Annotated in this window: 12 protein-coding genes; 2 read left to right on the plus strand and 10 right to left on the minus strand. The window is 68.5% G+C overall.

Annotated elements, in window-relative coordinates; genetic code table 11:
• Positions 1-8: 8 nt before the first annotated feature.
• The 3 genes from FZ983_RS14170 to FZ983_RS14180 all read right to left on the minus strand — a co-directional run bounded on the left by FZ983_RS14170 (position 9) and on the right by FZ983_RS14180 (position 2,325).
• The gene (locus tag FZ983_RS14170) at positions 9-812 is read right to left on the minus strand and encodes an alpha/beta hydrolase (RefSeq protein WP_149224168.1); all 804 of its coding nucleotides are present in this window, start codon (positions 810-812) and stop codon (positions 9-11) included.
• A 34-nt stretch (positions 813-846) separates the two neighbouring features.
• Positions 847-1,701 (minus strand): transporter substrate-binding domain-containing protein, encoded by an 855-nt coding sequence (locus FZ983_RS14175; RefSeq protein ID WP_149224169.1) that lies wholly within the window; start codon positions 1,699-1,701, stop codon positions 847-849.
• Positions 1,702-1,881: 180 nt separating this feature from the next.
• Positions 1,882-2,325, minus strand: a complete 444-nt coding sequence (locus tag FZ983_RS14180; RefSeq protein WP_014189061.1) for an Lrp/AsnC family transcriptional regulator — start codon at positions 2,323-2,325, stop codon at positions 1,882-1,884.
• Between the two features lie 138 nt (positions 2,326-2,463).
• Here FZ983_RS14180 and rocF point away from each other — a divergent pair, with 138 nt between their 5' ends.
• Both rocF and FZ983_RS14190 read left to right on the plus strand, forming a co-directional pair.
• Complete coding sequence (gene rocF, locus FZ983_RS14185) at positions 2,464-3,414, plus strand: arginase (protein WP_149224170.1); 951 nt, start codon at positions 2,464-2,466, stop codon at positions 3,412-3,414.
• A 19-nt stretch (positions 3,415-3,433) separates the two neighbouring features.
• Positions 3,434-4,498 carry an ornithine cyclodeaminase gene (locus FZ983_RS14190; protein ID WP_149224171.1) on the plus strand — a complete coding sequence of 355 codons (1,065 nt, stop codon included), beginning with the start codon at positions 3,434-3,436 and terminating at the stop codon, positions 4,496-4,498.
• A 176-nt stretch (positions 4,499-4,674) separates the two neighbouring features.
• On the opposite strand, the gene FZ983_RS14200 is transcribed toward FZ983_RS14190, so the two are convergent.
• From FZ983_RS14200 to FZ983_RS34500, 7 genes are all read right to left on the minus strand, one after another.
• Positions 4,675-5,388, minus strand: coding sequence for a response regulator transcription factor (locus FZ983_RS14200; RefSeq protein WP_149224172.1), 714 nt, complete (start codon positions 5,386-5,388; stop codon positions 4,675-4,677).
• Positions 5,385-8,126 carry a sensor histidine kinase KdpD gene (locus FZ983_RS14205; protein WP_149224173.1) on the minus strand — a complete coding sequence of 914 codons (2,742 nt, stop codon included), beginning with the start codon at positions 8,124-8,126 and terminating at the stop codon, positions 5,385-5,387. Before FZ983_RS14205 ends, FZ983_RS14200 begins: the two co-directional genes overlap by 4 nt.
• 240 nt (positions 8,127-8,366) lie before the next feature.
• Positions 8,367-8,942: a potassium-transporting ATPase subunit KdpC gene (gene kdpC / locus FZ983_RS14210; protein ID WP_149224174.1), complete on the minus strand. Its 576-nt coding sequence runs from the start codon at positions 8,940-8,942 to the stop codon at positions 8,367-8,369.
• Positions 8,943-8,955: 13 nt separating this feature from the next.
• A complete protein-coding gene (gene kdpB / locus FZ983_RS14215; RefSeq protein WP_149224175.1) occupies positions 8,956-11,064 on the minus strand; it encodes a potassium-transporting ATPase subunit KdpB in 2,109 nt (702 codons plus the stop codon).
• 14 nt (positions 11,065-11,078) lie between these two features.
• Positions 11,079-12,788 (minus strand): potassium-transporting ATPase subunit KdpA, encoded by a 1,710-nt coding sequence (gene kdpA, locus FZ983_RS14220; RefSeq protein WP_149224176.1) that lies wholly within the window; start codon positions 12,786-12,788, stop codon positions 11,079-11,081.
• Between the two features lie 13 nt (positions 12,789-12,801).
• The gene (locus tag FZ983_RS14225) at positions 12,802-12,891 is read right to left on the minus strand and encodes a K(+)-transporting ATPase subunit F (protein ID WP_014189053.1); all 90 of its coding nucleotides are present in this window, start codon (positions 12,889-12,891) and stop codon (positions 12,802-12,804) included.
• 11 nt (positions 12,892-12,902) lie between these two features.
• A partial coding sequence (locus FZ983_RS34500; RefSeq protein WP_211102906.1) for a hypothetical protein occupies positions 12,903-13,201 on the minus strand: 299 nt, incomplete at its 5' end.

The following is a 13,201-nucleotide window of genomic DNA, read 5'->3' on the forward strand; positions in this document are numbered from 1 at the left end:
GATGAGCGTCAGCCTCGCGCAAGAAAGACCCTGATCGCCTCGACCACCCTGTCCTCGCATTCCCGGTGCGGGACGTGGCCGGTGTCGGCAAGCATAAGCATCGTTCCGCGCCCGGCGGCGATGCGGGCGGGGTGTTCCTGGGAGCCATATTCGTCACGGTCGCCATGCAGCGCCAGCACCGGGCAGCGGATTTCCGCCAGCGCGGCGTCGAGCGTCCAGCCGGCGAATTCTGGCGACAGCCAAGCTCCGGTCCAGGCATCGACCGCCCAGCGGGCCTTGTCGCCCTGGTATTTCGCCAGCCGGGCGAGTTGATCCGGGTCCTGGAACCCCTGTTCGGCGACGCGGATGCCGGCGAGCGTCCGGTCCTCGACGAAGGCCTGGGCCGCGATGGTCACCAGGGCATTGCAGCGCGACTGGAAATATGCCGCGGTCTCCACCGCCATGCCGCCGCCGACGCTGTGGCCGCAGGCGACGAAATCGCCGACGGCGAGCCGGTCCAGCAGAATCGGCACGACGGCCCGCGCCTCCGCCGCCACGAAATCGAGGGCGAGTCGTCCGGGATGCGGATCGGACCGGCCGAAGCCGAGCCGGTCATAGGCAATGACCCGCCTTGCCGTCGCCGCCGCGAGCCGGGAGGGGAAGCTGCGCCACAGATCGACGCAGCCGAGGGAGTCGTGGAACAGCAGGATCGGGGGAAGGCCGGTCCCGTTCGGGGTGTCCGGCCTCCAATCCCTCACGAACAGGCGACCGCCATCGACCTGGATGAAATGATCTTCGTCACGGACGGCGGGCTGCGAAGGCTGCGTGGTCATGTCATCCATCGGCTGCGGTCGATCGGCATCGGCGTCACTTCACCGAAACATCGTAGCCGAAATGCTGCTGGCTCAGCTTGGCGATGGTGCCGTCCTTGTTTGCCTCGGCAATCGCCTTGTCGAAGCGCGCCTTCAGGTCGGCATCGGACTTGCGCAGGCCCACGCCCATGCCCTCGCCCAGGACGCCGCGCGTCATGGTCGGGCCGACCAGCGTCATGCTGTCCTTGCCCATGCTGCGGATGATCGCCTCGATGGGAGAGCGGTCGCCGAAGATGGCATCCACCCGGCCGGAGGACAGGTCGATGGCGGCGTTGTCGATCTTGTCGTAGCTGCGCACCGTCACGTCCGGCAGGTGCTTTTCCAGGAAATCGACCTGGATGGTCGAAACCTGGACGCCCACCGCCTTGCCCTTCAGCAACTCCGCCAGCTTGGCCAGCGCGGCCTTGCTGCCGGCCTCGTCGGCGAGGTCGATGCTGTCGGCGCCGAAGGCGGCGCCGTTCAGCTTAGAGGATTTCATGACGGCGAAGGTCGATTGTTCGGTGCCGTAGGGACCGGCGAAGGCGATGACCTTCTTGCGCTCGTCCGTGATGGTCATGCCGGCCATGATGGCGTCGATCTTGCCCTGCTGCAGCGACGGGATCATGCCGTCCCAATCCTGGGCGATCAGTTCGCACTCCGCCTCCATGCGCTTGCACAGATCCCAGGCGAGGTCGATCTCGAAGCCGACCAGCTTGCCCGACGAATCCATGCCGTTCCACGGGGCGAAGGAGCCTTCCGACGCGATGCGGATCTTCTTCGCGTCCTTGGCGGCGGCGGGGTGGTCCATGGTGACGCCGGCGGTCCCGGTCGCCAGCGCACCCAGCACCAGCGCCATAAGGATCTTCTTCATCGGCTTGTTCCTTCCATTCATTGTGCTGCCCGGCACCGGCTGTCCGCCTCCTTGCCGTCAGCGAAGCGCCCGGACTTTGGCACAGGCCTCCGCCGGCCGTCACCCCCGCGATGGCGGGAGCCCCTGCGTTTCCATGGCGCAGCCCGTTGGGATGACCGACTGTCCGTGACCGGGACCGGCCTACAGGCGGGCGCGGGTGCTGCGCGGAGTGTTGAGCAGAAGGTTCGTCTCGCTGGTGGTGATGCCGGGGATCAGGCGGATGCGGCGCAGGATCGCATCGAATTCCGGCAGGCTTGCGGCGGAAAGCTCCACGATCAGGTCCCAGCGTCCGTTGGTGCTGTGGATCTCCATGATTTCGGGGAAGCCGCTGAGGGTCCGCACGACGCGGTCGGTGGCCTGCCCCTCCACCTCGATCAGCATGATGCCGCGCACCGGTGCCTCCACCGTGTCGGCGCGCAGGATGACGGTGTAGCCGATGATGATGCCGGACGCCTCCAGCCGCTCCATCCGCCCGCGCACCGTCGCCCGCGACACGCCGAGTTCGATGGCAAGGTCGGAAATGCTGCGGCGGCCGTCATGGCGCAGCAGGGTGATCAGCTTTTCATCCAGCTGGTCCAGTGTCATTTTCGGCGGTCTCCGCCAATATGGTAAGCTTGGCTGTTCAGTTTGGTAGGCCGGATGACGACTTTTGTCAAATTGCCCTGTCCGTTCCGCCACGCGTCTGTGATTTGCTGGTGAGGGGAACAGGCAAGAGACCGAACAATGTCCTACCAGAAGACAAAGACGAAGCAGTGCCGGCTGGTCGGCGTGCCGGTGCAGGACGGGGCGGGCCGCCTCGGCTGCGAGATGGGGCCGAGCGCCTACCGGACGGCAGGCATCGCGCGGGCGCTGTCCGAGCTGGGGCACAGCGTCGCCGACCTCGGCAACGTGGCGCCGATGCCGCAGCGGCCGATGGCGCATGGCAACGCCGCGCTGAAGCTGCTGCCGGAGGTGGCGGGCTGGACCGCCTCGCTGTCGAAGGTGGCGTATGAGGCGAGCGCCGGGCAGGACGCCATGCCGATCTTCATGGGCGGCGACCACAGCCTTGCCGCCGGCACCCTGACCGGGCTGGCGCAGCGCGCCGTCGAGATGCGCCGCCCGCTGTTCGTGCTGTGGCTGGACGCGCACCCCGATTTCCACACGCTGGAGACGACGGAGAGCGGCAACCTGCACGGCGTGCCGATGGCCTACGCCACCGGGCGCGCCGGCTTCGACGGCTACTTCCCGCCGCCGCCGGCGCGGCTCGACCCGCACAATGTCTGCATGATGGGCATCCGCAGCGTCGATCCGGCCGAACGGCGGGCGCTGGAGACGTCGGGCATCATCGTCCACGACATGCGCAAGATCGACGAGCATGGGATCGTCTCCCTCCTGCGTCCGTTCCTGGAGCGGGTGGTCGAGGCGGACGGACTGCTGCATGTCAGCCTGGATGTCGATTTCCTCGATCCCGGCATCGCCCCCGGCGTCGGCACCACGGTTCCCGGCGGGGCGACCTTCCGCGAGGCGCATCTGGTGATGGAGATGCTGCACGACACCGGCATGGTCAGCAGTGTCGATCTGGTGGAGCTGAACCCCTTCCTGGACGAGCGCGGGCGTACCGCGATCCTGATGGTGGAACTGCTGGCGAGCCTGATGGGGCGCCGCGTCCTCGATTACCCGACCCGCAGCTTCTGACCGATTGGAGCGTTAGACAATGATCCCGAACCTGAACCTCGTTCCCTTCGTCAGCGTCGATCACATGATGAAGCTGGTGCTGCACATCGGCGTGGAACGCTTCCTGACCGAGCTGTCGGCCTATGTGGAGGAGGATTTCCGCCGCTGGGAGAGCTTCGACAAGACGCCGCGGGTCGCCTCCCACAGTGCGGAGGGCGTGATCGAGCTGATGCCGACCAGCGACGGCCGCACCTATGGCTTCAAATATGTGAACGGCCATCCGAAGAACACGCGGGAGGGACGGCAGACCGTCACCGCCTTCGGCGTGCTGGCCGATGTCGGCAACGGCTATCCGGTGCTGATGACGGAGATGACCATCCTGACGGCGCTGCGCACCGCCGCCACCTCCGCCGTTGCCGCCAAGCATCTGGCGCCGAAGGATGCAACCTGCATGGCGATCATCGGCAACGGGGCGCAGGCGGAGTTCCAGGCGCTGGCCTTCAAGGCACTGCTCGGCATCGACAGGCTGCGGCTCTACGACATCGACCCGGCGGCGACGCAGAAATGCGTACGCAACCTGCGCCACCAGGGTTTCGAGATCACGGCGTGCAAATCGACCGAGGAAGCGGTGGAGGGTGCGCAGATCATCACCACGGTGACGGCGGACAAGCAGTATGCGACCATCCTGACCGACAACATGGTCGGGGCCGGCGTGCACATCAACGCGGTCGGCGGCGACTGCCCCGGCAAGACGGAGCTGCACCGCGACATCCTGCTGCGGTCGGACATCTTCGTCGAATATCCGCCGCAAACGCGGATCGAGGGCGAGATCCAGCAGCTGGCCCCCGACCATCCTGTGACGGAGCTGTGGACGGTGATGACGGGGCAGGCGGTCGGCCGGCGCGACGCCCGGCAGATCACGCTGTTCGATTCGGTCGGCTTCGCGACGGAGGACTTCTCGGCCCTGCGCTATGTCCGCGACAAGGTGGCGGGGACGGGGCTGTACGAGAATCTGGACATGCTGGCCGACCCGGACGAGCCGCGCGACCTGTTCGGCATGATCCTGCGCGCCGCCAAGCCGGCCCCGGTGGGCGAGGTGGCTTGAGGGGATTTCCCACATCCCGCGAAATCCCCCTCTCCCCCCCCGGGGTGAGGGTCGGGGTGAGGGGGATGCACCGGGTGGATTCTCGGAAGGATGCCGCCGCGCTTCCCCCTCACCCTAACCCTCTCCCCGGGGGGGAGAGGGGACTCTGGCGGTTGGGGAGAGGGGCTTCGAGGGGATCACTCCCCAGCCCGCAGGCGGTAGCCGACGCCGGTTTCGGTCAGGATATGCTGCGGGCGGTCGGGTTCGGCTTCGATCTTCTGGCGCAGCTGGCGGATGTAGATGCGCAGGTATTGGATGTCGGTCTCGCCGCCCCAGACCTCGTTCAGGATCATGCGGTGGGTCAGCACCTTGCCGGCATGGGCGACCAGCAGGCGCAGCAGGTCGTATTCGCGCGGCGACAGCTTCACCTCCGCGCCGCGGACGGTGACGATGCGGCGGACGAGGTCGACCGTCAGGTCGCCGCTGCGGAAGACCGGGCGTTCGCCCTGGCGTTGCAGCCGGTGGCGCAGGGCGGCGCGGATGCGGGCCAGCAGCTCGTCCATGCCGAAGGGCTTGGTGACGTAATCGTCGGCGCCGAGGTCGAGCGCCTCCACTTTCCCGGCCTCGTCCACCCGGCTGGACAGTACGATGATCGGCAGGCTTGCGCCGGGACCGTCCGGGTCGTCGCCGCGCAGGCGGCGGATCACCTCCAGACCGTCGATGCCCGGCAGGCCGAGGTCGAGCACCAGCAGGTCCGGCGCCCGGCGGCGGATTTCCTTCAGCGCGGCGTCGCCGTCCTCCGCCTCCACGATGTCGTAGCCCTGGGCCGACAGGCTGGTGCGCAGGAAGCGGCGGATCGGCGGTTCGTCATCGACGACCAGGACTCGCAAGGGGGCGGAGGGCTGGGTCATAAGCTGCTGTCCTCCAGGGCCGGCAGGTCGGCCGCGGCGGGGATGGTCAGGGTGAAGACGGCGCCGGAGCGGTCGCTGCGGTTGCCGGCGGCGATGGCGCCCCCCATCGCCTCGACGAAGCCGCGGCAGATCGCCAGCCCCAGCCCGGTGCCGGCGCGCTGCCGGTCCTGGGCATGGACACGGTAGAACTTGTCGAAGATGCGGTCCACATCGGCGGGCGGGATGCCGTCGCCCTCATCCATCAGCTGGACTTCGACCGCGTCGCCCAGCCGTCGCGCCCGCACCGTCACCCGGCTGCCGGCGGGTGCGTATTTGGCGGCGTTGTCCAGCAGGTTGAACAGCACCTGTTCGAACAGGACGGGATCGAGATCCACCATCGGCAGGTCGGGGGCGAGGTCCACCTCCACCCTGTGTCCGGCAAGGATGCGCCCGGTGCGTTCCAGCGCGCTGCCGACCATCTCCGACAGGTCGACCGGGCCGTTGCGCGGGCGGACGGCGCCGGATTCCAGGCGGGTCATGTCCAGCAAATTGGCGATGAAGCGGTTCAGCCGCTCCGCCTCCTCCTGAATGTTGGTGGCGAGATCGAGCCTGCCGGCTTCGTCCAGCGTGGTGCCGTAGCGGGTCAGGCTGGTTGCCGATCCCAGGATGGAGGCCAGCGGCGTGCGCAGATCATGCGAAATGGAGGTGAGCAGGGCGGAGCGCAGCCGTTCGGTCTCCGCCGCCAGCTTGGCGCGGTCGACATCCTCGGCCAGCATCACCCGTTCGATGGCGAGTGCCGCCTGATCGCCGAGCGCGTCGAGCAGCCGGCGTTGGTCGGGGGAGAGCAGGCCGCCCTTCCGGCTGCGGTCGCCGCCGCCGGTATCGACGCCGACCAGCGCCACCGGGCCGCGGCCGGTCCGCATCGGCAGGAACAGCCAGCGGGCGCCGGGCAGCGTGTCGGCGCCGCGGCCGGCCGGCTTGTTGTGCTGCCAGCTCCACATGGCGGCGGCGAGGTCGGCCTCCTCCAGCACATCCTCCGGCGGGTAGCCGGCGCGGACGGTCAGGCGGTCCGCCTGCCCGTCGCCGTCGGGCATCAGCAGGACGACATGCGCCTTCAGCATCGCCGCGATCTGATAGGCGGTGGCCCACAGCAGGTCGTCCATGGTGACGACGCCGGCCAGCTTGCGGCTGAAGCGGTAGAGATCCTCGGTGGTCTTGGCGCGCTGGTGTGCGGTCAGCGCCTGGGCGCGGACGCGGGCGGTCAGGTTGCTGGCGATGGCGGCGACGACGGCGAAGACCAGCAGGGCAACGATGTTCTCGGGATCGGAAATCGTGAAGGTGTAGAGCGGCGGCAGGAAGAAATAGTTGAAGGACAGGACGCTGGCGACGCAGGCATAGAGCGACGGCCCCAGCCCGCCGGTGACGGCGCTGGCGAGGACGGCGGTCAGGAAGACCAGCGCGACGTTGCTGAGCCCCAGCGCCAGATGCAGCAAATGCCCCAGCCCCAGCGCCGCCGCGACATAGCCGGTGGCGGCCAGATAGGGCAGGCCGTGGAAGGACCAGCGGTCCTCGGTTGCGGTCCGCACCGTCTTGGGCGGCACGGTGTCGCCGGGGTTGGCGGCGGCGATGACATGGACGCTGATGTCGCCGGCCCGGCGGATCAGGCTGTGCGCCACCGATCCGTACAGAAGCTCCGACCAGCGCGGGCGGCCGGACTTGGCGATCACGAGATGGGTGATGTTGTTGGCGCGGGCATACTCCACCACCGCGTCGGCGACGTCGCGGCCGGGAATCGTCACCGCCTCTCCGCCCAGCCGTTCGACGAGGCGCAGGGTGTCGGCGATGCGGTCGCGCTCCGCCTCGCTCAGGCGCAGGTCGCGGCTGGTCTCGACATGGATGGCGCCCCAGCGGGCGCGCAGCCGCTCCGCCTGACGGCGGGCGTAGCGGACCAGCGCGCCGCCGCCGGCGTCCTGGTCGATGCAGACCAGCAGCCGCTCCCCCGCCGCCCAGGGGCCGGAAATGGCGTGGGCCTGCATGTGGGTGAGCAGCTGGTCGTCCACCCGGTCGGCGGTGCGGCGCAGCGCCAGCTCGCGCAGCGCGGTGAGGTTGCCGGGGGAGAAGTAATGGCGGATCGCCTGTTCCGCCGTGCGGGGGACATAGACCTTGCCCTCCTTCAGGCGCTGGATCAGGTCCTCCGGCGTGATGTCGATGACCTCGATGTCGTCGGCGCGGTCGATGACGGAATCCGGCACGGTTTCGCGCACGCGGACCCGAGTGATCTTGGCGACGACGTCGTTCAGGCTTTCGACATGCTGGATGTTCAGCGTGGAGTAGACGTCGATGCCGGCGTCCAGGAGCTCCTGCACGTCGAGGTAACGCTTGGCGTGGCGGCCTCCGGGGGCGTTGGTGTGGGCCAGCTCGTCCACCAGCACGATCTTGGGCCGGCGGGCGAGGATGGCGTCGAGGTCCATTTCGGCCAACGCATGGCCCTTGTGGCGAACGGTGCGGCGGGGGATGACCTCGAGCCCGGCGACCAGCGCCTCGGTGTCGGCGCGACCGTGGGTTTCCACCACGCCGACGACGAGGTCGGCACCGTCGCGCCGCTTGGCCTGGGCGGTCAACAGCATGGCGAAGGTCTTTCCCACGCCGGGGGCGGCGCCGAGGAAGATCTTCAGCCGCCCGCGTTCCTCCCGCTCCGCCTGCCGCAGCAACGCGTCCGGTGATGGCCGCTGGTTGCGCCCGCCCTGGTCGTCGGTCATCCGGTTCCGTCTCCCCCGCTCACTGACAAAGCCCCTCTCCCCTTGTGGGAGAGGGGTTGGGGTGAGGGGTGACATATCCGATGTTTCCAGCGGCCTGTGGCCGGCCGCCCCCCTCATCCCAACCCGCGGGTCGGCAAAACGCCGTTGGCGTTTGGCCGATCCCGCCCCACAAGGGGAGAAGGGCTTCAGAGATCCAACGTCATTGCTCCAGATCCGAATGCGATCGTCTCCGCCGGATCTCTAGCGGGCTGCTGCCGCCCTGTCCAAGGCTAGATTGAGCGCCAGCACGTTCACGGTCGGTTCACCCAGAAAGCCCAGCGGGCGCGGCTCGGTGGTGTCGGCGACCAGCTTGCGCACGGCGTCCTCCGACAGGCCGCGGGCCCTGGCGACGCGCGGCACCTGGAAGTCGGCGGCGGCCGGCGACAGGGCAGGGTCGAGGCCGCTGGCCGAAGTCGTCACCAGATCCACCGGGACCGGCGTGCCGGGATTCTCCGCCTTCAGCCTTTCGGTCTCGGCCTGCACCCGCTCGACCAGCGCCTTGCTGGTCGGGCCGAGGTTGGAGCCGCCGGAGCTTGCGGCGTTGTACGGGGTCTCGGCGGTGGCGGACGGGCGCGGGTGGAAATAGCGGTCGGCGGCGAAGGTCTGGCCGATCAGCGCGGAGCCGATCACCGTGCCGTTCCGCTCGATCAGGCTGCCGTTGGCCCGATGCGGGAACAGGCTTTGCGCGATGCCGGTGACGGCCAGCGGGTAGGCGAGGCCGGTGACGACCGCCAGGGCGGCGGTCATGACCAGGGCGGGACGCAGTTCCTTCAACATGATTGGGGTCCTCTCACACGAGCCCGAGGGCGGTGACGGTCAGGTCGATGGCCTTGATGCCGGCGAAGGGCACCACCAGCCCGCCAAGGCCGTAGATCAGCAGGTTGCGGCGGAGCAGCCCGGCGGCGCCCACCGCGCGGTAGCGCACGCCGCGCAGGGCCAGCGGGATCAGCGCCACGATGATCAGCGCGTTGAAGATGATCGCCGACAGGATGGCGCTTTCCGGGCTGTGCAGCCCCATCACGTTCAACGCCTGCAGTTGCGGGTAGAAGGCGAGGAACATGGCGGGGATGATGGCGAAATACTTCGCCACGTCGTTGGCGATGGAGAAGGTGGTCAGTGCGCCGCGTGTCATCAGCAACTGCTTGCCGATCTCGACGATCTCGATGAGCTTGGTCGGGTCGCTGTCGAGATCGACCATGTTGCCGGCCTCGCGCGCCGCCACCGTGCCGGTGTTCATCGCCACGCCGACATCCGCCTGGGCGAGCGCCGGGGCGTCGTTGGTGCCGTCGCCGCACATGGCGACCAGCTTTCCCTTCGCCTGCTCGTCGCGGATCAGCTGCAGCTTCGCTTCGGGGGTGGCCTGGGCGAGGAAGTCGTCCACGCCGGCCTCCGCGGCGATGGCGGCGGCGGTCATCGGGTTGTCGCCCGTAATCATCACGGTGCGGATGCCCATCTGGCGCAGGGCGGCGAAGCGTTCGCGGATGCCGCCCTTGACGATGTCCTTCAGGTGGATGATGCCGAGCAGCCGGCCGTCGCGCGCCACCGCCAGCGGGGTGCCGCCGGACTTGGCGACCCGCTCGGCAAGGGCGAGGATCTCGCGCTCGGCGGGATCGGCGGCGGGATGCAGGGCGGTGACGCCGCGGCCGCCGGACACCGCGATGCGCTGCGATCCGTGGACATGGGCCAGCACCGCGTCCACCGCGCCCTTGCGGATCACCGTGCCGCCGGTGTCGATGCCGCTGATGCGGGTCTGGGCGGTGAAGGGGACGAAGCTGGCGTGCATCTCCTCCATGGCACGGGCGCGGATGCCGTACTCCTGCTTGGCCAGCACGACGATGGAACGGCCTTCCGGCGTCTCGTCGGCCAGCGAGGCGAGTTGCGCCGCGTCGGCCAACTCCTCCTCACCGACGCCGGCGACCGGCAGGAACTCGGCGGCCTGACGGTTGCCAAGGGTGATGGTGCCGGTCTTGTCGAGCAGCAGCGTATCGACGTCGCCCGCCGCCTCCACCGCGCGGCCGGACATGGCGAGCACGTTGAAGCGGACCAGACGGTCCATGCCGGCGATGCCGATGGCCGACAGCAGCGCGCCGATGGTGGTGGGGATCAGCGTGACGAACAGCGCCACCAGGACCAGCACGCCGACCGACCCGCCGGCATAGGCGGCGAAGCTGGGGATCGTCGCCACTGCGATGACGAAGACGATGGTCAGCCCGGCCAGCAGGATGTTCAGCGCGATCTCGTTGGGCGTCTTCTGGCGCTGGGCGCCTTCCACCAGCGAGATCATGCGGTCGAGGAAGGTCGAGCCGGGGGCGGCGGTGATGCGCACCTTGATGTGGTCGGAAATCACCTGGGTGCCGCCGGTCACGGCGGAGCGGTCGCCGCCGCTCTCGCGGATGACGGGGGCGGATTCGCCGGTGATGGCGGCTTCGTTGACCGACGCGACGCCTTCCACCACCTCGCCGTCGGAGGGAATGATGTCGCCGGCCTCCACCAGCACGAGGTCGCCGGTCTTAAGCGCGGTGGCGGGGATGTTGCGGATGGTGCCGTTTTCCAGTTTCTTCGCGGTGGTCTCGGTCCGGGTCTTGCGCAGGCTGGCGGCCTGGGCCTTGCCGCGGCCTTCCGCCACCGCTTCGGCGAAGTTGGCGAAGACCAGGGTGAACCACAGCCAGACGACGATCTGGACGGCGAAGCCGCTCACCCCGGCGCCGGTCACCGCGTCGCGCAGGACCAGCAGGGTGGTCAGCGCGGCCACCACCTCCACGCAGAACATCACCGGGTTGCGGATCATCTGGCGCGGGGCGAGCTTGGCGACCGAACCACCGATGGCCGGCAGCAGGATGGCGGGGTCGAGCAGCGTGCTGGACGAGGAGCGCCCGGACCGTTTGCTATTGGCGTGCATGGGATCGTTCCCGATCAGAAGAGGGTGCCGGCGCTCATCGCCAGATGTTCGACCACCGGGCCGAGGGCGAGAGCCGGGAAGAAGGTGAGGCCGCCGACGATCAGGATGACGCCGACCAGCAGCCCGACGAACAGCCCGTCATGGGTGGGGAAGGTGCCGGCCGATGCGGTGGCGCGCGTCTTGGCGGCCAGCGAGCCGGCAATCGCCATCATCGGCACGATGACCAGGAAGCGGCCGACCAGCATGGCGATGGCGATGGTGACGTTGTACCAGGGCGTGTTGCCGCCGAGACCGGCGAAGGCGCTGCCGTTGTTGGCCGCACCCGACACATAGGCGTAGAGCGCCTCGGAGAAGCCGTGCGGGCCGGCATTCGCCATCGACGCGGTGCCGGTGTCGAGAACCACGGCGGCGGCGGTGAAGCCCAGCATCATCAGCGGCAGGCAGAGAATGGCGAGCATGGTCATCTTGACCTCCTTCGCCTCCAGCTTCTTGCCGAGATATTCAGGTGTGCGGCCGACCATCAGCCCGGCGACGAACAGCGCGACGATGGCGAACAGCAGCATGCCGTAGAGCCCGGCGCCGACGCCGCCGACGATGATCTCGCCCAGCATCATGTTGATCATCGGCACCATGCCGCCCAAGGGCATGAAGCTGTCATGCATGGCGTTCACCGCACCGCAGGAGGCGGCGGTGGTGACGGTGGCGAACAGGGCGGAGGCGGCGACGCCGAAGCGGGTCTCCTTGCCCTCCATGTTGCCGGCGCTGCCGTCGATGCCCAGCGTGGCGAAGGCCGGATTGCCCTGCGCCTCCGCCCAATAGGCGATTGTGACGCCGGCGACGAAGAGCAGGCCCATGGCGGCCAGGATCGTCCAGCCCTGCCGCTCGTCGCCGACCATGCGGCCGAACAGGTTGGTCAGTCCGGCGCCAATTGCGAAGATCGACAGCATCTCCAGCAGGTTGGTCAGGGCGTTGGGATTCTCGAAGGGGTGGGCGGAGTTGGCGTTGAAGAAGCCGCCGCCGTTGGTGCCCAGCATCTTGATCGCCTCCTGCGAGGCGACGGGGCCGAGTGCGATGGTCTGCCTCGCTCCCTCCAGCGTGGTGGCGTCGACGGATCCGGCCAGCGTCTGCGGCACGCCCTGCCACACCAGGAAGACGGCATAGACGAGGCAGATCGGCAGTAGGACGTAGAGCGTCGCACGGGTCAGATCGACCCAGAAATTGCCGATGGTGCGGGCCGACGCGCGGGCGAAGCCGCGGACCAGCGCCACGGCCAGCGCGATGCCGGTGGCGGCAGAGACGTAGTTGTGGAAGGTCAGCCCGGCCATCTGGACCAGATGGCCCATGGTGGTCTCGCCGCCGTAATTCTGCCAGTTGGTGTTGGTGGTGAAGCTGGCCGCCGTGTTGAAGGCGAGGTCGGCCGGCACCGCCGCCATGCCCTGCGGGTTCAGCGGCAGGACAAACTGCAGCCGTTGCAGGGTGTAGAGCAGCAGCATGCCGACGGCACTGAACAGCAGCATCGACACGGCGTAGCTCACCCAATGCTGCTCGGTGCGCTCGTCGACGCCGGCCAGCCGGTGGAGCCCGCGCTCGATGGGTCCGACGACGGGGGAGAGCAGTGTGCGCTCGCCGGTGAAAACGCGCGTCATGAAGCCGCCAAGGGGCCGCGTAACCGCGACGACCAGGGCGAGGAAGACAAGGATCTGGATCCAGCCGTTGACGGTCATGGGATGGGACTCCTCAGAACCGTTCGGGGTGGATCAGGGCATAGACCAGATAGGCCAGCAGCCCGCCGGTAACGAGGCCGGCCAGCGCGTAATCGAGGATCATCGCCGCCTCCCTCACAGCCGGTCGCAGGCGTGGACATAGGCCACCGCCGCGGCGAAGAATCCGGCGGTCAGTGCCAGGAACAGAAGGTCGAGCATGGGATCAAGGCTCCGGTCGAACGGAAAGAGGGCCGGACCGCCCGTCTGCCGAGATGCCGGCGGGCGGCGGGTCCGACCCTGCAAGGATGATCCGGACCCGCGTATAGATTCGATGGGGGGCGGCGGTGCCCGGAAATATAGAAGCCGTATATGGCGCTGGAAAATGGCATTGAAATATAAGGGAAATTCGCCTCGATCCAGAAAATTCCCGAAAT

Source organism: Azospirillum sp. B21, from assembly GCF_008364825.1.
In the GTDB taxonomy this organism is placed as follows: domain Bacteria; phylum Pseudomonadota; class Alphaproteobacteria; order Azospirillales; family Azospirillaceae; genus Azospirillum.

Bases quoted from the DNA above. Each gene is read 5' to 3' on its own strand.
- FZ983_RS14170 (WP_149224168.1), bottom strand. From the start codon at position 812: ATGACCACGCAGCCTTCGCAGCCCGCCGTCCGTGACGAAGATCATTTC.
- FZ983_RS14225 (WP_014189053.1), bottom strand. From the start codon at position 12,891: ATGATCCTCGATTACGCGCTGGCCGGCCTCGTTACCGGCGGGCTGCTG.
- FZ983_RS14205 (WP_149224173.1), bottom strand. From the start codon at position 8,126: ATGACCGACGACCAGGGCGGGCGCAACCAGCGGCCATCACCGGACGCG.
- FZ983_RS14180 (WP_014189061.1), bottom strand. From the start codon at position 2,325: ATGACACTGGACCAGCTGGATGAAAAGCTGATCACCCTGCTGCGCCAT.
- kdpC (WP_149224174.1), bottom strand. From the start codon at position 8,942: ATGTTGAAGGAACTGCGTCCCGCCCTGGTCATGACCGCCGCCCTGGCG.
- FZ983_RS14200 (WP_149224172.1), bottom strand. From the start codon at position 5,388: ATGACCCAGCCCTCCGCCCCCTTGCGAGTCCTGGTCGTCGATGACGAA.
- kdpB (WP_149224175.1), bottom strand. From the start codon at position 11,064: ATGCACGCCAATAGCAAACGGTCCGGGCGCTCCTCGTCCAGCACGCTG.
- rocF (WP_149224170.1), top strand. From the start codon at position 2,464: ATGTCCTACCAGAAGACAAAGACGAAGCAGTGCCGGCTGGTCGGCGTG.
- FZ983_RS14190 (WP_149224171.1), top strand. From the start codon at position 3,434: ATGATCCCGAACCTGAACCTCGTTCCCTTCGTCAGCGTCGATCACATG.
- FZ983_RS14175 (WP_149224169.1), bottom strand. From the start codon at position 1,701: ATGAAGAAGATCCTTATGGCGCTGGTGCTGGGTGCGCTGGCGACCGGG.
- kdpA (WP_149224176.1), bottom strand. From the start codon at position 12,788: ATGACCGTCAACGGCTGGATCCAGATCCTTGTCTTCCTCGCCCTGGTC.